The sequence below is a fragment of the Aromatoleum evansii genome, from assembly GCF_012910805.1.
GTDB lineage: Bacteria > Pseudomonadota > Gammaproteobacteria > Burkholderiales > Rhodocyclaceae > Aromatoleum > Aromatoleum evansii.
Genome location: NZ_WTVK01000060.1, coordinates 14,462 through 33,384, shown reverse-complemented (window position 1 = coordinate 33,384; position 18,923 = coordinate 14,462). Strand labels below are relative to the sequence as shown.

The following is an 18,923-nucleotide window of genomic DNA, read 5'->3' as shown; positions in this document are numbered from 1 at the left end:
CCCCCGAACCGTCCACCGTCCCCACACCAGGGTAATTATCCGTTCCATTTCCATCGAGCGCGACGACGAGCGGGGTATCCATAACCCCATCCTCGTCGGCGTCTATCTGGAACGCAACAAAGAAGGTGGTATCGTTCTTCGTAACTTCCGCGTGCATAATCAGATCGCCGTCATTATACCCGGTTCCAGCCAACTGACTTGCGTTTCGCGCCGTATCATAGTAGATATTGAAGTAGTTCACGGGCGTTTCCGATGCCAATTGGAAAGTCGCAAGGGCGCCTATCCCGTCAATGATACTGTTTACCCCTGTTTCGGTAAAACCCGTTTCGAAGGTGATCTCATAATCGATGTTCAAGCCAGTTCCGTTGATCACCTGATTATTTCCGTCCTTAAAGTTCCCGAGTGAGCCCTGCGCATATAGCGTAAAAGTTGTCGGGTTTTCCGGGTCGAGGCTCAAGGGGGTGGCGCCTACTGCCAATGCATTATCCTGAGTCCAGTCGAAACTCCGAACTGTAATCTCCCCCCCAACTGCAGCTCCGTTCGTATCGAACACGATATCCGTTGTTTGTGCATGCGCCAGCTGAATCCCAATGCCCGATGAGAACAAGCCCCCAGCCACCACAGCCAATGCAAACTTTTTCATTTTGAATCCTCCGGCTCATTCAACATAACCGCCAACAAGCGCGGCAGCCTTACGATTGAAAACCACCTCCACCTATGGGAAAGCATTTTCTTTGCCATAAAATATAACATTCTGTTTTTCCATGCTTTTTCCCACCAACAGACTCCGCGAACGTGATCAATGTAAAGAATTTCGACATCTGAACGCTACTAGGCTCTGTTCACATATAGCGATATAAAATTACCGCGCAAACGATTCGAACGAATGCCATGTAGCTGCATGCGAGCTTGTCGTAGCGTGTGGCGATCCGACGGTAATGCTTGATGCGGTTGAAGAAGCGCTCGATCCGGTTTCGCGCCTGGTATGTACAGCGGTCGTACTGCCTGGGCGCGATACGGTTGGAGCGAGGCGGGATGACCGCTTGCGCACCGGATGCTTCGATACTCATGACCAAAGCGTTGGCGTCGTATCCTTTGTCGGCAACCAGGGCGGCGCACGGCATATCGGTGATCAAATCGTGCGCACAATCGATGTCGGCGACCTGTCCCGCGCTCAGAATCATGCGCAGCGGTTTGCCCAAGGCGTCGACGGCAAAGTGCAGCTTGGTCGTCAGACCTCCACGCGAGCGCCCCAGCGCCTGCGGTCCTACTTTTTTTGGGTTCTTCGCGTGATCTGGGGGAAGTAGTGGTTGACGGGTCAGAGGTTGGTAGATTGGCAGTCGCCAAACAAACCGATCCCCTTCCTCTCCCCCGTCATGCGAGATGCTATGTTGGGCACGGTCTTCTGGGAAGGCCATGTCGTGGATTCATCCGAGGAGCAAGCCGACGGCTCGCTGCTTCTTTCGCTTTCCGAAGATCCTTCGTACGGTCCCCGATGCAGGCGCTGCGGCAGTGACTGCGTGCTGGTGCATGAGCGGCGGCGCCGGCGAGTGCGTGATCGGGACTGGTTCGATCGACGGATCTGGCTGGACGTGCCGATTCGCCGGCTCGACTGCTACCACTGCGGCGCCCGCGCGGCCGAATGTCTGAACTCGCTCGATGCGGGTGAGCGCATCACACACAGGCTGCGCGCCTGGGTCGAAGCCCTCGTACAGATCCTGCCGATTGCTCATGTGGCCGAACTGACGGGTTTGCACTGGCACGCCATCAAGCGCATCGACCATCGGCGTCTGCAAGCCCAATACGGGCACTTCGAGGCCCGGGGCGCGCGTCGGCTGGTGATGGACGAATTCGCGCTACACAAGGGGCACCGCTATGCGACGGTGGTCATGGATGCCGAGCGGATGCGGGTACTGTGGGTTGGAGAAGGCAACAGCCGCGAGGCGATTCGGCCGTTCTTTCAACTGTTGGGCGAAGGCGGCTGCCAACACATCGAAGCGGTCGCGATGGACATGAACACAGCCTTCGATCTGGAGGTGCGCGACCATTGCCCGAACGCCGAAGTGGTCTACGACCCGTTTCACGTCGTCGCCCGCTTCGGTCGGGAAGTGGTCGACCGAGTGCGGGTCGACAAAGCCAACGCCCTGCGCAGCACGCCCGCACAACGTCAGGTGATCAAGCGTTCTCGCTGGCTGTTGCTGCGTAACCGCGACAATCTGGGCAACGAGCAGGCCGTCAAACTCGAAGAGTTGTTGGCAGCCAACGCGCCCTTGGCGACCGTCTATCTGCTGAAGACGGCCATCAAGGAAATCTGGTTCGCCCCGACCGTGCGCGAAGGCGCACGAAGATGGAAAAACTGGTATCGCTTGGCCATCGACAGCGGCATCGCGCCGGCCATCGCCTTTGCCAAACGCCTGCGCAAATATCTGCGCGGAATCCTCGCTTCAGCCATCTTCCCCCTGAACACCAGCGTTCTGGAGGGCGTCAATAACCGCATCAAGGTCATCAAGCGCATGGCCTACGGCTTCAGGGACTCAGCCTACTTCTTTCTGAAAATCAAGGCCGCCTTTCCCGGAAAGGCGCGATGAACCTTTTTTTGGGCGCCTGAGGCGTGCTGGTGGGCACGAACGATAGTCGAATCGATGAATACCCGCGCCAGATCGCGCTCACCGGCCAGTGCAAGGGCGATCCGGTCCGAGACGCCTGCATCGCGCCAGCGCGCAAAGCGCACATACGTCGAATGCCAGTTGCCGAACTCCGGAGGAAGGTCCCGCCACGGACTGCCAGTGCGTGCCAACCAAAGGACCGCCTCGACGAAAAGCCGGTTGTCTTTGGCTGAACGCCCTCTATCGCCTGGCTTGCCGGGTAAAAGCCCTTCGATTGTCTGCCACTGTTCATCCGTCAGTACCATCCGAAGCATCCTGATCTACCCTCAAAGATCAGGATGTAAACACAAATCAGCAAATGTGAACAGCCCCTAAGCCGGCGTAGCCGGAACCAAACAGGTTAAAGTTGCAGGGCTCAGTGACGCGAAGTGGAGGTTGCGATGAACGCACCGCTTCTTGAACGTTACCGTGACCGGATCGCCGGCGTGCTGAGCTGTTACGACCGGATGGTGATTACGGGCACGCTGCCGGGTGCCTGCCATCACGCGGGGATGACCAGCTTTCTGAACGCGCAGCACATTCGCATCTTTGACTACCCGCGCTTTGCCGAACCGCTGCGCGATCGCATCCGGGCGCGCGCCGAGCAACTGGCCTCGGCGGCCGGGGCGAGGATTGAGTACATCGCCAAAGCGCACCTTCGCAAGGAAGACGTGGTCACCGCGGTCATCCAGGCGCGCGGCGATCATCCCGGATTGGTGCATGTCATTTCCGCCATGGAAGCCTGCTCGTCCTACAAGCCCTGGCACGACAAGCGCACCCATCAGACCTTCCTGCGTCGGACTTCCGGCAAGTGCCTGCACTACTACTTCTACTTCATCGACGCCGAACTGGGGCTCGTCTATCTGCGTGTGCCGACGTGATGCCCGTTCCGCCTCCAGTTCTACTGCAACGGCCACAGCTGGCTCGCCCGCCAACTCACGGCCGCGGGCATCGGCTACGCAACGGCCGACAATGCCTTTATCCGCATTGACGACTGGGCGTGCGCGCAGCACCTGGCGGACAGTTTCTCCCCGGACGTGCTGCACCGGATTCTCGATCGCTACGCCCTCGAATGCTGTCCGGTCCTTGACGTCTTCGGCCAGACCTATCACTGGAGCCTGATGCAGATCGAATGCTCGACCGATCTGGTGTTCCGTTCGGAGGCGACGATGAAGCCGCTCTATCAGGTCCTCTCGCGCGAAGCGGTGCTGTCGGTCAAGGCCGAACAGGTGATGCACTTCCTGGGCAAGAAACCGACGCCGCAACTGGCACAGGAACTCGATAGCCGCTTGTCGACGCGCATCGAAGGCACCTGCATCAAGCACCGCCTGGGCCGCAACTCGGTCAATATGTACGACAAATTCGGGCGCGTGCTGCGCATCGAAACCACCACCAACGACGTTTCCTTCTTCAAGCACCACCGCAAGGTGGAACACCGGGATGGACACGCCACCCGGGAACTGGCTGCCGTCAAGAAATCGATCTACAGCCTGATCGATCTGCGCGAGATCCTCACCGGCTGCAATCGCCGTTACCTCGAATTCCTCTCGGCGCTCGACGACTTCTCGGCAGGCCACCGCAGCCTCGACAAACTCACCGCGCCCCGCGAGAGGTCGATGGCCATCGCATCAAAGGCTTCAACTTCTTCGACCAGACCGAGGGTGCGCTGCTGCGCGCCCTGCAACGCCCTGCGTTCAACATCCGCGGCGTGCGCCGCGCCGATCTGCAACCGTTCCTGCCGGATCGCTCCGCCGCCAGTATCACCCGCTATCTCAAACGCCTGCGCGAGTTCGGCCTCATCAAGAAAGTCGCTGGCACCTATCGCTACTACCTGACCCGCCTCGGTCGCAGCGCCATCGCCGCCGCCTGCAGACTCTCCGAGCAGATCATCGTCCCCGCTCTCACCGCATGACGGAGTCTGCTCAGAATTTGTAAAGAGTGAAGTCATAAGGGACTAAGGACGATTCAGGATCGCTTTGCCGAACCGATCAAGGCTCTGATCAAGGAACATCCGTCGCTTGGTTACCGCACGGTCGCACCCCTACTGGGCTTAAACAAGAACACGGTGCAGCGCGTCTTTTCAGCTGATGCGTTGGCAAGTCAAGAAGCGGGCGATCGGATTTCGTCCGAGGATTCTGGCCTTGCCGTCGGTCGCGACGATGCCGAACGAGCGCTGGGCAACCGATTTATGCCGGGACTTGAGCGGGCGCCCAACCGCGCCTGCAGAGCACGCTCCAGGAGCGCTTCGGCCTGGCCCAGCAGCAGGTGCTGGAGCAGGCCGGACAATCTGCCCAGTGCACGGAGCAATCCCACAGCCGCTTTGTCCGGCAGGGCTTCTGGGCCGCATCCGACGCGGGCGAGGTGGACACAGCACGCTAGCGGCACTGCCGGATGCCAAGGCAATCGCACCATTATTTTATGAAGCCGAGCAATTCAGCGCGGAACTTCTCGGAAGTGGCGGCCAGCACGATACCGGCAACCGCAATGGCTACCGGCGTCGCGAACTTGATTTACTCTCAAAAATCCACACACGAAATGACATACTATGCCATATACCGCGTGACAGCCCTACTCACGGGTGGCCAGTGGGCGGATGCAGTTGAAGGTTGCCCACATCCATAAAACCTCCGACCGAGTAAATGACCGCACTCGTTGGATCGGTGGTTGCGTGGATTTCGATCTGATAAACATCCGCACAATTGCTACAGACTGTATCATTCAAACTGGTGTCTTGTTGCGGATTACCGACGATCGTGCCAATCACATGCGTACAATCCTCACTATGAGGCTGCTTACCGCCAGGCCCGGGTTCACCGAGATCCTCGACATGAACTCGCACGTAATGACGGGAATACCCAGGAGCCCCACCGTTCTCGGGATTCACGACGTCAGCAATCGCCCCCCTAGCCGTTCGAAATGATCCGATCCCGTTCCAGTTCAATTGCTTGTCTGGCGCTGGTCGCGCCGGACTGCAATATCCGGGATCAAGACATTCCACCTCCATCACCATTGTGTCTTTCGGTGCGCTCGCAGTCCCTACCCGAAAGACGAAGTCCCCTGCGGGCCCCTGAAATTGGTGATGCGTCCATTCACCGGCCACCGGCGTTGTCGTCGTTGGAGCGCCGACCTGCCCCCCGAAGGTATACCGATTCAGCCCGTCACTGCCGCTTGCGCCAACAGCTCCAACCTCACCCGGCTCAAGAACGATCTGTCCGTCAACCGTTACGCCGCCGCCGGTCATCCTGCAAACCCCCGGCACCCCGATTAACGTAACCCCCATATTCGAGTCGGCTTGGAAGATCACATCCTTGCCGCCCGCGGTGGCGAGGCCGTTCACCGCACCCAACACAGGGGCTATCGGAGCGCCACCTCCGAACGGCGTGTTGGTAAAATGTTTCGACGGATCGACTTGGAGGAAGGGCAATATTTGCGAGGTATTGAAGAAAACAGTCTTAGGTTGTTGGTCCGGATCAGGGAAAAAATCCGGGTTCGCAAAAACGACCTCCACCACAACCTTACCACCACCGACACCTGAACCGGTAGACAGCCCCAACCAGTCGTTCGCACCGAACTGGTCGAGCAATACCGGTGTTATCGACGTCGTACTAAAATTTGCCGACAGGGCAGTAATCGTGCCCGTCATGATCAGCGTACCGTTATTGAAATCGGTACCATCTAAATCACTCGCGTCACGCTGGTCATCCCAATATACTTCAAAAAAATTCGGAAGCACACCGGATTCAAACGAGTAAAGACTCGTTGTCGTGTTAATCAGCGCCCCAAGCTGACCGGCTCGAGCAACGAATGTGATTTCGTAGTTGGAATTGAGACCCGTACCGAGGATTGGCTTTCCATTCGCGTCCAGAAAATTGCCCAACTTGGCATGAGTTAACAGAGTCGATGAAATCTTTGTCGGCAACGTCGGCAACGGCAATGTATTGACTGCTAAGGCACTACTCGGAAGCCAGTCGAAGTTGGTGACCGTGATTGTCTCAGCACCGCCTGTCCCGTCGGGGTCAAACTTAATAGACTGCGCCGCGTTAACTGCCAGCGGCAGCCCCAAAGCAATAAATATACCCGCTGCTCGACAAAGGCGAAATTTTTTCATGATGCACCTCCTGTGAAGTTGACCGGCCCCAAGCGAGTCCGGACCACAATCAATCATGGATAAGCATCAATCACACCAGTGTAAAATTTATTTTTAAAACAACGAATTAGACGTCAAAATAAACAAACAATCCCAGAAAGTGTAAAAAAACTCGACGAACTATCGGCCAACCTTATACAGTTTTGTCGATCTCACCGATGCGTACACGGAATTTCTTCACGAAACGGAAAACTCAGCCAGCCTCAGCGACGATGTCTTGGTTGAGGCCTTCAGGACACGCCAACCATGAGGTCGATGAGTTCCTTGCGTAGCGATCGCCCCGTTGGTGCAGCACCTCCGCCGATGCGACAAAAGAACGCGAAGGGCACGGTGTCGTCGACCTCGGCAATCTCCTCGAATTGCCCGGCGAGTTGCACCACGGCCTCGTTGATTCCAGCCCGTCTCGAAACTGACCGCCCGCTGCGCGCATACCAGCGAAAAATGACTGGAGTCATTTCCGGCTGCAAGTGAAGACCAAGCGACGTAACGGTCAGCCACAGCCGCTGCAACGCAACGCCCGCCGCGACGTGATCGTCCAGGAGTCTTGGTGACTTCAGCGGACGCAACAGCACATGCGCAGCACACGCCAATGCAGGAAGAAAATCCAATTGGATGCGTGGCGCGATCGTGCCGAACAGGTAACGGTTGAAAAACTCCACCCGCCCCCAGCTCTGCATCACCCACCGCATCAGCCGCGCGGTCACCGGATCGACACCAACGGCCTGCTCGGGAATACGATCCTTGCTGAAGCGCGCCCCCCACTCGATGATTTCCTTGTGCACGGCATAGGCTTCCGGGCAGGTCAGGCGGACATGCGCGTTGCCCCACAGGAGCTTTGCCACCGCCAAGCGCTCGGCGGCCGATTCAAAAAACTGCACCTGAAAGTCTGGACCGGGAGCCGCAGTCAGGCGCGCGCGCTGCGCGTCCGTGAGCGGCGTAGTGCTCATCGGCCGGCGCTGGACGACCCGCGTCTTGATCTGCGGCAACAGCGGGTCAGGCACGAGCCCGGGCTCCTCCCGTAGCCTGACGTCGTAGATGGGCGCCGTGTCGGGGCACCCAGGACGGATCGTCCATCGTGCATCCAGGCCGAATACCGTCGCGGCGATCCGTAGCGTCTCCAGCAGAGCCCCGTGCGCCATGTGACTTGGACGGCCATCAAAGTCGTACAGGCACCAGTCGCGCGTATCGAAACCGTGGATTGCGATGTGATCGTCCGAAACGATCTCGAAGCGCCAAGGCTGGGTGTTGTCCCCGCTCGGAGCCCAACGGGCGAGGTCGAGAATACTCAGTAGGGTTTCTCGCTCAGCCACCGTTCACCCCCTGCTCGCGCATGCGGCGCAACTGCTTCCTAGCGATCCACAGCCCCAGTCGCTGCAGCGGATTCCGATTGCCTCCGGGACGCCAGGTGCGGACCATGCGGTTCCTGTAGGAGTCGAACTGGTAGCCCCAAGGCGCGGCAAGGACCTTGCCCCGTCCGAGGAGGATCTTCAGCGACTCCGCAGCAGTGGCGCCGGCGCACAATTGGCACGCGATGATGGTAGATGGGCCGCGCCGCTCGGCGAGATTCACCCGCGATGGATCTGCGAGATATGAGCGCTGGAGCATCCCAGGCGACAGCCCCAGCAGGAATCGGATCGACATCTCCTCCTCGTCGCATCCGTCGAGGCAGAAATACTCCTCGAAACTCATCTGCCCCGGCAGGAACACGAGCACCGCGGTTCCCATCCCGAGCGGCGCAGCTGTCACCGCGGGGATTCCCAGGCGGTGACATGCCGCGAACGTGGCGCGCCGAATGCCGAAGGAGAAGAAGTCCAGCCCGTCGACATACAGATCGACATCCTTGAGGAACTCGTCGAGATTGGCATCCGACAAGCCTGCTGGAAAACGGCGCACATCGAGTTCGGGGTTGATGTCGAGCGCCATCTCCGCCAGCACGTCAACCTTTGGCCGCCCGACCGATGACATCATCGCGCCGGCCTGGCGATTGAAGTTTACAAGGTCAAAGGTGTCGAAGTCGGCGATGTTGAACGCGCCGACACCGAGCCGGGCCAAGGTCAGCAGATGAACACCGCCGACCCCGCCCATTCCGGCAATCGCGATGCGCTTGCCACGCAATGCGGACTGCTCGCCAGTGGTCACCCAGCCGATGTTGCGCGCGAACGCAGCATCGTAATCGAATAATTTTTCTACCATGCCCCTCTCCCTGCTCGTCGTTCATCATAGTGAATTCGCACGGTGAGAGAAACCGCGAAAAGGCGCATCTTCAAAGTCTCTCGCGGATTTTTGCACACCCCGTGTGCACCGAAACTGGACTATGATTACTTAATTAAAGTCACTGCTCCCGGGCGCTGCAGGAGACGTTCAGTACCCGTATCCTGGCCTCGCCCGGCCATCCGGTCACGTCCCCCTCCCCGACAAGGAGACCGCGTTGCTCCTGTTTGACCGATTCAATCTCGGCCACGGATTCAGGAAGTACTTCGAGATCCATCCGGCGACCGACGACGCGCTGCGCGACTCCGTATACCGCATTCGGCATGAGGTATATTGCGAGGAACTCGGTTTCGAACCTGTGCGCCCGGATCGGCGTGAAATGGACGAATACGACGCGCACAGCATGCATTGCCTGTTGCGCACGAGTTCGGAGCCGACCAGACCGGTCGGATGCACTCGGGTGGTCCTGACTAGGACCGAGGAACCGGACTACCCCCTCCCCTTCGAGCGGACCTGCGCTGCGACCCTTGACCGTTCGATCGTCGATCCGTCCCATCTGCCCCGCGACCGGATTGCCGAAGTTTCCCGACTGGCCGTGCGCTCAACCTACAGACGCCGGCGTGGCGAGTCGCTGGCCGACGCCCCTATCCATGACGAGGACTTCGGCACGACCGTCCATCCCCGCTTCCCGTACATTCCGATCGGTCTTTATCTGGGGGCCATCGCCCTTGCCGAACGTGCCGGGATCGAAACACTATTCATCCTGACCGAACCACGCCTGGCTTCGCATTTTGCGAAGCTGGGGGTGGATGTGCGCCAGATAGGCGGACCTGTCGAACATCGGGGCACCCGTATCCCGTCGATGATGGACGTTCAAGGCATCATCAAGGGCATGCGTTTCCTGCTGAAACCGATGTGGCGGACGATTCGTGAAGAGATTGAGGCAGCCTACGAGCAGGTGTCACACACGGGACGCACCGTCTAACCTGCTCTCCTCGTGCATTTGAGGTGCCCGCCACGACGGATGGCCCCAGCCATGGGCAGAAAAAAAGCCGCGCCTCTCGGCGCGGCTCGTTTGGATCCCGAAAGAACGACTCAACCCGCCAGCGCGGCCTTGATCTGATCCAGCGTGCTCGGATCGTCGATCGTGGTCAGGTCCCCCGCATCGCGGCCTTCGGCTAGCGCCTGGATCGAACGGCGCAGCATCTTGCCGGAACGCGTCTTCGGCAGGCCCGTGATGAAGTGGACGCGCGCCGGACGCGCAATCGCGCCGAGAAGGTTGTCGACGGTCTTCATGACTTCCTTCTCGAGTTCCGCACGCTTATCGGCGCTATCCACGCGCGAGGCGTCCTTCACCACCGCGAAGGCCATCGGCATCTGGCCCTTGAGCTGGTCGGCCACGCCGACGACCGCGACTTCGGCGATCGCGGTGTGCGCCTGGATCGCTTCCTCAATTTCGCGGGTGCCGAGTCGATGGCCCGCGACGTTGATCACGTCGTCCATGCGACCGAGGATGGTGTGGTAGCCGTTCTCGTCCTTGATGCCCCAATCGGACGAGGAGTAGATCACCGGATGGCTGAAGGTGCTGAAGTAGGTCGAGACGAAACGGTCGTCCTGCCCCCACACGGTGGACAGGCAACCCGGCGGCAGCGGCGGGACGATGCCCACGATGCCCTTCTCGTTGGCACCGCACTCGCTGCCATCCTCACGGAAGATGCGCAGGTCGTAGCCGTACACAGGGAAGGCGGGCGAACCGAGCTTGATCGGGCTCTGCTCGACGCCGCGGCAGATCGCGAGCATCGGCCAGCCGGTCTCGGTCTGCCAGTAGTTGTCGATGACCGGGATACCCAGCTCGTCCATGATCCACTTGTGGCTGGTCTCGTCGAGCGGCTCGCCGGCCAGGAACAGGTGCTTCAGCGAGGACAGGTCGTATTTCTTGAGGAAGGCCGGATCCTGCTTCTTCAGCACGCGCACGGCGGTCGGCGCGGAGAACATCACCGTGACCTTGTACTTCTCGACGATCTGCCACCAGATGCCCGCATCGGGGCGCAGCGGAGTGCCTTCGTACATGATCGTGGCCATGCCGGCGAGCAGCGGGCCGTAGATGATGTAGCTGTGACCGACGACCCAGCCGATGTCGGAGGTCGAGAACATCGTCTCGCCCGCATCGCCGGTGAAGATGTGCTTCATTGACGCGGCGAGCGCCACGGCATAGCCGCCGGTATCGCGCTGCACGCCCTTCGGCTTGCCGGTCGTGCCTGACGTGTAGAGGATGTAGCTCGGCTCGGACGATTCCAGCCAGGTTACCGGCACCTTGGCGTCCATGTGCTTGGCGCGCAGCTCACCGTAATCGACATCGCGGCCGGCGACCTTCGGGAAGCCCTTGTCGAGGCCGCGATCAACGATCAGGACCTTCTGCGGCGAGAACTCGGCCAGCTTGCAGGCCTCGTCGACAAGGTGCTTGTACGGCACCGGCTTGCCATTGCGCATGCCGGCATCGGAGCTCACCATCAGCACCGGCTTCGCATCGTCGATGCGCGTTGCCAGCGACCCTGCGGCGAAGCCGCCGAACACCACCGAGTGGATGGCGCCGATGCGCGCGCAGGCGAGCATGGCGAATGCGGCCTCGGCGATCATCGGCATGTAGATCAGGACACGATCGCCCTTCTTGACGCCGAGGTCCTGGTAGATCGCCGCCATGCGCTCGACTTCGCGCTGCAGTTCGGCGAACGAATAGACCTTCTCTTCGTCCGTTTCGGTCGAAACGTAGACCAGCGCGCGGTCGTTCGGACGCTTCGCGGCGTGGCGGTCTACGGCGTTGAAGCAAAGGTTGGTTTCACCCCCCTTGAACCACTTCACGAACGGCGGTTTGGAAAAGTCGCAGATCTGCTCTGCGGGCTTGTTCCAGTCGATGAGCCCGGCCTGTTCGGCCCAGAACTCGTCGCGCTTCTCGATGGAACGGCGGTGAAACTCGTTGTACGCGGTCATAAGCTTCCTCTCCCTACTATGATCCCTGCACTTCTTGCTTTTGATATGCGTCCGACGCCGCCGCCCCCCTTCCTCCGAAGGACGGCGGCGCCACCTTTCACAGCTTTGTTGTTATTGTTCCCGGGGCCGCGGCTCAAGCCTTCTGCGTGCCTGACGCTCCGCCCCCGGAGCCGGAATTGTAGTTACTAAGGCGGTCCAGCGGAATCCCGCAGCCGAGACGCGCCTCGATGAGCTGCAGGAGCGGCATCAGCGCCGCGACCGCGGCCGGCAGTTGCGCATCGAGCACAGTCCCCTCTCCCGCGCGGATCTGGCCGAGCAGCTGGTCGATGCTCACGACCTGCTTGAGCAGTCGATCGACGACTTCCTGGGTGACCTCGCCCTGATCCCCCACCACACGGTTGCCGCCGGCCTGCCGTCCCGCCTGGGCCCGCTTCACCGCCACGCCGATCAGCTCGCTGACGCTTTGCGCCTCGTCGACCGACGCGCTTGCCACGCCAATCGTCACGCTGATCCGGATGCGATCCTCGCGATAGGTCATCACCAGCTTTTCCACCGCCTGCTGCATGCGCAGGGCGAAGGCGCAGATACCCGCCAGATCGGTGCTGGGCGACAGCACGACGAACTGCGAGGGCGCGATCTGGGTGACGGTGTCCTCCTTGCGCACCCGAGTCGCGAGAATGCCCGACAGCTTGCGTCCGACGAGCTGCGCGACGTGGGCGCCGTAGGTCGTGATCACCTGGTCGTAGCGATCGATCTCGACGAGCATCGCGCTCAGATCGGCCTGATGCCGGCGCGCCAGCGCGAGCTCCTGCTCGCCACGCCACGTCATGTAGGACTCGGTGACGAGTCCCGACACCGGGTCAACCGGGCTCTGCTTGGCCAGGGCTGCCCGACTTTCCTCCAGCTCGCGCCTTGTCTGCGCGAGCCGCGTCAGCGAGTCGAGGCGCGCGAGCAACTCGGTCGCACCGATACCCTTGGTGATGAAATCGTTGGCGCCAAGCTGGCGGGCACGCTCGCGCACGGCATCGTCTTCCTCGCCGGAAATGACGATCACCGGAAGCTCCTGAATGCGTGACAGCTTCGAAGACCGGATACGCTGGAGCAGCCCGTAGCCGTCGAGCTGGGGCATCCCGATGTCGCTGAGGACGAGCTGGATCGACGGATCGACGAGCAATGCCTGCCAGCCGGCTTCGCCATCGCCCTCCTCGCGGAACTCGAAGCGCCCGCGGATGAGCTTGACGATGGAGGCCCGCACCATGCGCGAGTCGTCGACGATCAGCACCTTGGGCAGCGGCTGATTTTCCTGTTCGCTCATGGCCGGACTCTCCCCTTGCCGCTTCAGGCGCCGATCTGCACGACCGTACGCCCCTTGATCGCGCCCTTGATGTAGGCATCGAAAGCGTCCGGCAGTTCATCCAGCGTGATGGTGCGCGTCACGGCCGCAAGATGGTGAGGTTTGAGATCGGTGGCGAGGCGGTCCCACACGCGTTTACGGGTCGGGAAGCCCATGTAGCCGGAGTCGATGCCGAGCAGGCTCACGCCGCGCAGGATGAAGGGGAATACCGTCGTGTTCAGGTTGAAGCTCGCCGCATTGCCGATGCTTGCGACGGTGCCGGCCTGCTTCATCGTCGCCAGCACCCAGTGCAGGATCTGGCCGCCCACGTTGTCGACAGCGCCGGCCCACTGGGCGGCCTCCAGCGGACGCACCTTGTCGAGGTCGATCGAGCTGCGCAGCTTGATCTCCGCGGCACCGAGCATCTTGAGGTAGTCGCTCTCGGCTTCCTTCCCGGTGAGCGCGACAACGTGATAGCCCAGCCGCGCCAGCATGTCGATCGCCAGGCCACCGACGCCGCCGGTGGCCCCCGTCACGATGACGGGGCCATTTGCGGGGGCGAGACCATTGTCCTCCATGCGCACGACGCCGAGCGCCGCCGTGAATCCGGCCGTACCCAGCGCCATCGACTCGAACAGATCCAGCCCCTCGGGCAGGGGTACGACCCAGCCTGCCGGCACGCGGGCGTATTCGGCGTAACCGCCGTGATGCGCCACGCCGATGTCGAAACTGGTGGCGATGACCTTGTCGCCGGGCTTGAAGCGCGCATCGGCGCTGTCGACGACCTCACCGCTCATGTCGATACCGCCCACGCACGGAAAGCGGCGGATGATCTTGCCCGCACCGGTCGCGGCGAGCGCGTCCTTGTAGTTGATGCTGGAGTAATGGACGCGGATCAGGACCTCGCCGGCGTCCAGATTCGTCGCGTCGAGCGTCGTCATCCGGCTGACGATCTTCTTGTTCTCGTCCTGATCGATCAGAAAAGCCTTGAAGGGTGTATTCACTTGCGCTCTACTCCTCTCTCGCCGGGACGCGACACCGTGCCGCGCTTTTTGCGCCGATTATAGCCAAATCGCCGCACGCGCCCCCGGCAAATGGCATCCGCCCTTCATTTCGCCCGATCCGCTGCCGATAATTCCGACATCAGCCTGGTTCCGACGCTCATGGACTTCATCGATACCCCGCTCGCATCGGTCGGCGCCTATGTCGAATTCGTATCGGCACAGGATGTGCCCGTGCTACGCCGGACTGCAAGGGAATTCGAGAGCCTCGCGGCGAGCGACGCAACCGGCGCCAGGCATGTCGCCGCCGCCGTGCTTGCAGACCCGCTGATGACGATGAAGCTGCTGACGACGCTGCAGGCGCGACGCGGCGCCCGGCAGAATCACGACATCACCACCGTCGAGCGGGCGATCATGATGATGGGGCTTACGCCCTTCTTCGACACCTTCTCGGGCATGCCCACGGTGGAAGAACGCCTGGCCGCGCGTCCACAGGCACTGGTCGGCGTGCTGAAGACCATAGGTCGCGCGCGCCGTGCCGCGCATTTCGCCCGCGACTGGGCCATTCTTCGTCACGACCTCGACGTCGACGAGATCACGGTGGCGGCGCTGCTGACGGACGCCGTCGAGATCATGTGCTGGACCTTCGCACCCGCGATGACCCTGCGGGTGTTCGAAATGCAGCGAGCAAACCGCTGGCTGCGGCGAAGCGAGGCGCAACGAAGCGTATTCGGCGCCACGGCGCAGGAGATTCAGGAAGCCCTGGTGCGTGCGTGGAACCTGCCCGAGCTGCTCATCACCCTCATGGACGCGGACCAGGCAGACAATCCGCGCGTGCGCAACGTGCAGCTTGCGGCCGACCTTGCGCGGCACCTGCAGACAGGCTGGGACAACGACGCCCTGCCCGACGACGTCGCGGAAATCGGCAAGCTCGTCCATATGGGCCCGGAACAGTTGCTCGCACGCCTTGGCGCGCCCGCCGAGGAGCTCCACCGCTTCTTCCCGCCCGCGACGTGAGCCGCCGGCTCCCCCTCCACACCGTTCCCACCGCCGACTTGCCGCAATTTGCGTATATCATGCTGCGGCAACAAGGGGAGATATAACTATGAGCATATCGGCTGCCGTCGCGCTGGGCGCGCTGGTCATCGCCCTGCTGTATGCGATCGTCGTCTACAACGGCCTCGTCCGGCTCAAGCACAACATCGCCAAGGCATGGGCAAACATCGACGTGTTGCTCAAGCAGCGGCACGACGAACTACCCAAACTTGTCGAAGTCTGTAGACAGTACAAGCAGTTCGAGCAGGAAACGCTGCAGCGGGTCACGGAGGCCCGTGCAAGGGTCGCCAGCGCACGGGAAAACCAGGATGTCGCAGCACTCGGCAAGGCTGAGGGCATGCTGAGAACGGGGCTGGGGCAGATCTTCGCCGTCGCCGAAGCATATCCGGAGCTGCGCGCCAACGAGCATTTCATGCAGTTGCAGACGCGCATCACAGCACTGGAAAACAGCATCGCCGACCGCCGCGAGTGGTACAACGAATCGGTCAATCTGCTCAACGTCCGCATCGAGCAATTCCCCGACGTCTTCGTCGCGCGCATGTTCCAGTTCGAACCCAGGCCGCTGCTCGAATTCGCGAGCGCGGAAAAAGCGGACGTCGACCTCAAGGCCCTGTTCAGCGCCTGAGCGGACGACCAGCCGCCGCATGCTGACCCGCCTGCGCCGCGACATCGCGAACGTCACGCTACCGACGCTGCAGTTCCTCACCGTGGCGATCATGCTCAAGATCGCACCCGGGAAGGGGTGGGGACTGGGAATAGGCGTTCTCGCAGCCAGCGGACTGGCCGGCTGGCTGCGCTCGCTCAAAACGGCGCGCGCAATCTCCGACACCCCGACCTCGCGCATCGCATCCGCGGCCCAGGGCTACGTCGAGCTGACCGGCCGCGGACGCCCCCTGGACGGAACGCCGCTGCTGTCGCCGGTGAATGGACTCCCCGTGCTGTGGTACCGCGTGGAAACCCAGCGCAGGCAGAGCGACGGCAAGTGGCGTCACGTGTCCACCGATGAGAGCGACGCGTCCTTCCTGCTCGACGACGGCAGCGGCCTGTGCGCCGTCGATCCCGAAGGCGCCGACATGATGGTGAACCGGAAGGAAACCTATACGCAGGGCGACATGCGGCACACGCAATGGTCGCTGATCAACCAGGATCGCATCTACGTGCTCGGCGATTTCGCCACGATCGGCAGTGTCGCCCCCGACTTCGACGTCGGCCGTCAGACGCGCGAGCTGCTGGATCACTGGAAATCGGACCGGAAACGCCTGCTCGAACGTTTCGATCTCGACGGCGACGGCGAAATCGATCTCCGCGAATGGGAACTGGCACGAAGCCAGGCACGCCGCGAAGTGACGAAACTGCGCGACGAAATCCTCTCCGCCCCGGAAGCGCACGTCGTGCGCAAGCCCGCATCGAAGGCGCTATTCCTCATTTCCGACCTCGCTCCGGACCGGCTAGCCAAGCGCTATCGCTGGTGGTCGGTGTATCACATCGCCGTCTTTTTTGCTTCCGCCGCGGCTGCGGCGTCCTGGTTCAACAACGTCGGCATCTTCGCCCGCTAGTCCGCGACTCAGCCGGCGCGACTCTCCAGCGCCTCCCAGCGTGCCAGTGCATTCTCGATCTCCGTGTCGAGCTCATCGAGGCGCCCCTTGATACGCGTGACCTCCTGCGGCGCCTGCTGGTACAGCGCCGGGTCGGCCATCCTTGCATGCAATGCCGTCTGCTCCGCTTCGAGCGCAGCGATGCGGTCCGGCAAGGCCTCCAGCTCGCGTTTTTCGTTGAACGACAGCTTGCCGCTCTTTGGCGCCGTCGGCTTGGGCGCGGCCGGTGCAACCGCTTTCTGGGCGGCTGCCTTCACCTCCTCGCTCTCGCGCTCCGCCTCGGCCTGCTTCACCCGCTGCCAGTCCGCATAACCGCCGGCGTACTCGCCCCAACGCCCGTCGCCCTCGGCGGCGATCACCTGGGTCACGACGTTGTCCAGGAAGGCCCGGTCGTGGCTCACGAGAAAAAGCGTTCCGTCGTAATCGGCAAGCAGCTCCTCGAGCAGATCGAGCGTCTCGATATCGAGGTCGTTGGTCGGCTCATCCAGCACCAGTACGTTCGCAGGCCGCGCAAACAGCCGCGCGAGAAGCAGCCGGTTGCGTTCGCCGCCCGACAAGGACTTCACCGGCGAGCGTGCCCGCTGGGGCGCGAAGAGGAAGTCGCCCAGGTAACCGATCACATGCTTGCGCTCGCCTCCGATCTCCACGAAGTCCGATCCCGGGCTGATCACCTCGGTCAGCGGCAGCTCCGGGTCGAGCTGGGCGCGCAACTGGTCGAAATAGGCGACCGTCTGGCGCGTGCCGCGACGCACGGTGCCGGAGTCGGGGGCAACCTCACCGAGGATCAGCTTCAGCAGCGTGGTCTTCCCCGCGCCGTTCGGCCCGATCAGGCCGACCCGATCGCCACGCATGATGCGCGTCGAAAAATTGCGCACCACAACGCGTTCACCGAACCGCTTGGTGACGTCGGTCAGCTCCGCCACCATCTGGCCGCTCTGCTCGCCCTTGTCCACCGCGAGCTTGACGTTCCCCAACCGGTCACGGCGGGCCACGCGATCCCGTCGCAAGGCCTCCAGACGCCGCACACGCCCCTCGTTGCGGGTGCGGCGCGCCTCGACGCCCTTGCGTATCCACACCTCCTCCTGTGCGAGAAACTTGTCGAAGCGCGCGTTGGCCTTCTCCTCGGCGTCCAGCTCCTCTACCTTGCGACGCTGGTAGTCGCCGAACCTTCCCGGGTAACTGCTCAGCTTGCCGCGATCGAGTTCAATGATGCGGGTTGCAACGTTGTCGAGGAACACCCGGTCGTGCGTGATTACCACGACTGCACCGCGAAACTCACGGATCAGGGATTCGAGCCAGAGGATTCCATCGAGGTCCAGATGGTTGGTGGGTTCATCGAGGAGCAACAGATCCGGCTCGGACACCAGTGCGCGGGCCAGGGCCACGCGCTTGACGCCCCCGCCGGAAAGCCCCGACACAAGCGCGTCGCCGGGAAGCGCCAGGCGAACGATGACCTCGTCGACACGTTGGTTGAGCCGCCACGCATCGGCCGCATCCACCGCGTGCTGGAGCGCATCGAGGCGCGCCAAGGCCTCTGCGCTCGCAGACTCGGCAACGGCGTGCATGGCGTCGTGGTAATCGACCAGCAGTCGCGCCGCCTCGCCCAAGCCGTCCGCGATCGTCGCGAACACGTCCCGATCGAGCGGGAAATCCGCCTCCTGCGGCACATAGGCGATCTTGAGGCCGGACTGCCGCCACACCGTGCCATCGTCGAGCGTCGCCTGGCCGGCCAGTGCCTTCAGCAGACTGGACTTGCCCGAACCGTTACGTCCGATCAGTGCAACCCGCTCCCCGGCATCGAGCTGGAACTCTGCATGATCGAGCAGATCGACGTGACCATAGGCAAGGCAGGCGTTGTCGACGGAAAGAAGCGGCATGGGATGTTACTCGCGGTAAAGGATCCGCATTTTAGCGGTCTGTTAAGATGCCGGGTTCGCCCGATTTTTG

General features: G+C 61.7%; 16 protein-coding genes and 1 pseudogene. 7 read left to right on the top strand and 10 right to left on the bottom strand.

The annotated features are described in order from the left end of the window. Together GO615_RS22790 and GO615_RS22785 are read right to left on the bottom strand one after the other, a co-directional pair. Positions 1 to 643, bottom strand: a 643-nt coding sequence (locus GO615_RS22790) for a hypothetical protein (RefSeq protein ID WP_211167310.1), incomplete at its 3' end; no start/stop codon positions are given. 199 nt (positions 644 to 842) lie between these two features. Beyond that, entirely contained in the window at positions 843 to 1,418 is a 576-nt protein-coding gene (locus GO615_RS22785) for an IS5 family transposase (RefSeq protein ID WP_169132174.1), read from the bottom strand. Between GO615_RS22785 and GO615_RS22780 the strand changes: the two genes are divergently transcribed. Beyond that, the gene (locus tag GO615_RS22780; protein WP_169132173.1) at positions 1,377 to 2,588 is read left to right on the top strand and encodes an ISL3 family transposase; all 1,212 of its coding nucleotides are present in this window, start codon (positions 1,377 to 1,379) and stop codon (positions 2,586 to 2,588) included. The genes GO615_RS22785 and GO615_RS22780 overlap by 42 nt on opposite strands. 8 nt (positions 2,589 to 2,596) lie before the next feature. Here the strand turns inward: GO615_RS22780 and GO615_RS22775 are convergent. Continuing rightward, positions 2,597 to 2,920: pseudogene (locus GO615_RS22775) on the bottom strand (IS5 family transposase); the annotation flags it as partial. Between the two features lie 126 nt (positions 2,921 to 3,046). Here GO615_RS22775 and GO615_RS22770 point away from each other — a divergent pair. Together GO615_RS22770 and GO615_RS22765 are read left to right on the top strand one after the other, a co-directional pair. Then, a complete protein-coding gene (locus tag GO615_RS22770) occupies positions 3,047 to 3,526 on the top strand; it encodes a hypothetical protein (protein ID WP_169132171.1) in 480 nt (159 codons plus the stop codon). A gap of 240 nt (positions 3,527 to 3,766) precedes the next feature. Continuing rightward, entirely contained in the window at positions 3,767 to 4,480 is a 714-nt protein-coding gene (locus GO615_RS22765) for a hypothetical protein (protein WP_169132170.1), read from the top strand. Positions 4,481 to 5,217: 737 nt separating this feature from the next. Here GO615_RS22765 and GO615_RS22760 read toward each other — a convergent pair. The 3 genes from GO615_RS22760 to GO615_RS22750 all read right to left on the bottom strand — a co-directional run bounded on the left by GO615_RS22760 (position 5,218) and on the right by GO615_RS22750 (position 8,985). Further along, positions 5,218 to 6,753, bottom strand: a complete 1,536-nt coding sequence (locus GO615_RS22760; protein WP_169132169.1) for a hypothetical protein — start codon at positions 6,751 to 6,753, stop codon at positions 5,218 to 5,220. A 269-nt stretch (positions 6,754 to 7,022) separates the two neighbouring features. Continuing rightward, positions 7,023 to 8,102 (bottom strand): nitroreductase family protein, encoded by a 1,080-nt coding sequence (locus tag GO615_RS22755; RefSeq protein WP_169132168.1) that lies wholly within the window; start codon positions 8,100 to 8,102, stop codon positions 7,023 to 7,025. Further along, on the bottom strand, positions 8,095 to 8,985 hold the full coding sequence (locus tag GO615_RS22750) for a ThiF family adenylyltransferase (RefSeq protein ID WP_169132167.1): 891 nt from the start codon (positions 8,983 to 8,985) through the stop codon (positions 8,095 to 8,097). The genes GO615_RS22755 and GO615_RS22750 overlap by 8 nt, the downstream gene beginning before the upstream one ends. A 235-nt stretch (positions 8,986 to 9,220) precedes the next feature. Between GO615_RS22750 and GO615_RS22745 the strand changes: the two genes are divergently transcribed. Then, positions 9,221 to 9,988, top strand: a complete 768-nt coding sequence (locus tag GO615_RS22745; protein ID WP_169132166.1) for a PEP-CTERM/exosortase system-associated acyltransferase — start codon at positions 9,221 to 9,223, stop codon at positions 9,986 to 9,988. Positions 9,989 to 10,098: 110 nt separating this feature from the next. On the opposite strand, the gene GO615_RS22740 is transcribed toward GO615_RS22745, so the two are convergent. From GO615_RS22740 to GO615_RS22730, 3 genes are all read right to left on the bottom strand, one after another. Continuing rightward, the gene (locus GO615_RS22740) at positions 10,099 to 11,991 is read right to left on the bottom strand and encodes a propionate--CoA ligase (protein WP_169132165.1); all 1,893 of its coding nucleotides are present in this window, start codon (positions 11,989 to 11,991) and stop codon (positions 10,099 to 10,101) included. 133 nt (positions 11,992 to 12,124) lie between these two features. Next, entirely contained in the window at positions 12,125 to 13,306 is a 1,182-nt protein-coding gene (locus GO615_RS22735) for a GGDEF domain-containing response regulator (RefSeq protein WP_169132164.1), read from the bottom strand. A gap of 23 nt (positions 13,307 to 13,329) precedes the next feature. Beyond that, positions 13,330 to 14,328, bottom strand: coding sequence for an acrylyl-CoA reductase family protein (locus tag GO615_RS22730; RefSeq protein WP_169132163.1), 999 nt, complete (start codon positions 14,326 to 14,328; stop codon positions 13,330 to 13,332). A 159-nt stretch (positions 14,329 to 14,487) separates the two neighbouring features. Between GO615_RS22730 and GO615_RS22725 the strand changes: the two genes are divergently transcribed. From GO615_RS22725 to GO615_RS22715, 3 genes are all read left to right on the top strand, one after another. Continuing rightward, positions 14,488 to 15,342 carry an HDOD domain-containing protein gene (locus GO615_RS22725; RefSeq protein ID WP_169132162.1) on the top strand — a complete coding sequence of 285 codons (855 nt, stop codon included), beginning with the start codon at positions 14,488 to 14,490 and terminating at the stop codon, positions 15,340 to 15,342. 88 nt (positions 15,343 to 15,430) lie between these two features. Then, positions 15,431 to 16,006 (top strand): LemA family protein, encoded by a 576-nt coding sequence (locus tag GO615_RS22720; RefSeq protein ID WP_169132161.1) that lies wholly within the window; start codon positions 15,431 to 15,433, stop codon positions 16,004 to 16,006. A gap of 19 nt (positions 16,007 to 16,025) precedes the next feature. After that, positions 16,026 to 16,937, top strand: coding sequence for a hypothetical protein (locus tag GO615_RS22715; RefSeq protein WP_169132160.1), 912 nt, complete (start codon positions 16,026 to 16,028; stop codon positions 16,935 to 16,937). A gap of 8 nt (positions 16,938 to 16,945) precedes the next feature. On the opposite strand, the gene GO615_RS22710 is transcribed toward GO615_RS22715, so the two are convergent. After that, a complete protein-coding gene (locus GO615_RS22710; RefSeq protein WP_169132159.1) occupies positions 16,946 to 18,853 on the bottom strand; it encodes an ATP-binding cassette domain-containing protein in 1,908 nt (635 codons plus the stop codon). Between the last annotated feature and the right edge of the window lie 70 nt (positions 18,854 to 18,923).

Coding starts and splice junctions, on each gene's coding strand:
- GO615_RS22720 (WP_169132161.1), top strand. CDS start 15,431: ATGAGCATATCGGCTGCCGTCGCGCTGGGCGCGCTGGTCATCGCCCTG.
- GO615_RS22735 (WP_169132164.1), bottom strand. CDS start 13,306: ATGAGCGAACAGGAAAATCAGCCGCTGCCCAAGGTGCTGATCGTCGAC.
- GO615_RS22740 (WP_169132165.1), bottom strand. CDS start 11,991: ATGACCGCGTACAACGAGTTTCACCGCCGTTCCATCGAGAAGCGCGAC.
- GO615_RS22710 (WP_169132159.1), bottom strand. CDS start 18,853: ATGCCGCTTCTTTCCGTCGACAACGCCTGCCTTGCCTATGGTCACGTC.
- GO615_RS22780 (WP_169132173.1), top strand. CDS start 1,377: ATGCGAGATGCTATGTTGGGCACGGTCTTCTGGGAAGGCCATGTCGTG.
- GO615_RS22725 (WP_169132162.1), top strand. CDS start 14,488: ATGGACTTCATCGATACCCCGCTCGCATCGGTCGGCGCCTATGTCGAA.
- GO615_RS22750 (WP_169132167.1), bottom strand. CDS start 8,985: ATGGTAGAAAAATTATTCGATTACGATGCTGCGTTCGCGCGCAACATC.
- GO615_RS22765 (WP_169132170.1), top strand. CDS start 3,767: ATGCAGATCGAATGCTCGACCGATCTGGTGTTCCGTTCGGAGGCGACG.
- GO615_RS22770 (WP_169132171.1), top strand. CDS start 3,047: ATGAACGCACCGCTTCTTGAACGTTACCGTGACCGGATCGCCGGCGTG.
- GO615_RS22785 (WP_169132174.1), bottom strand. CDS start 1,418: ATGGCCTTCCCAGAAGACCGTGCCCAACATAGCATCTCGCATGACGGG.
- GO615_RS22715 (WP_169132160.1), top strand. CDS start 16,026: ATGCTGACCCGCCTGCGCCGCGACATCGCGAACGTCACGCTACCGACG.
- GO615_RS22760 (WP_169132169.1), bottom strand. CDS start 6,753: ATGAAAAAATTTCGCCTTTGTCGAGCAGCGGGTATATTTATTGCTTTG.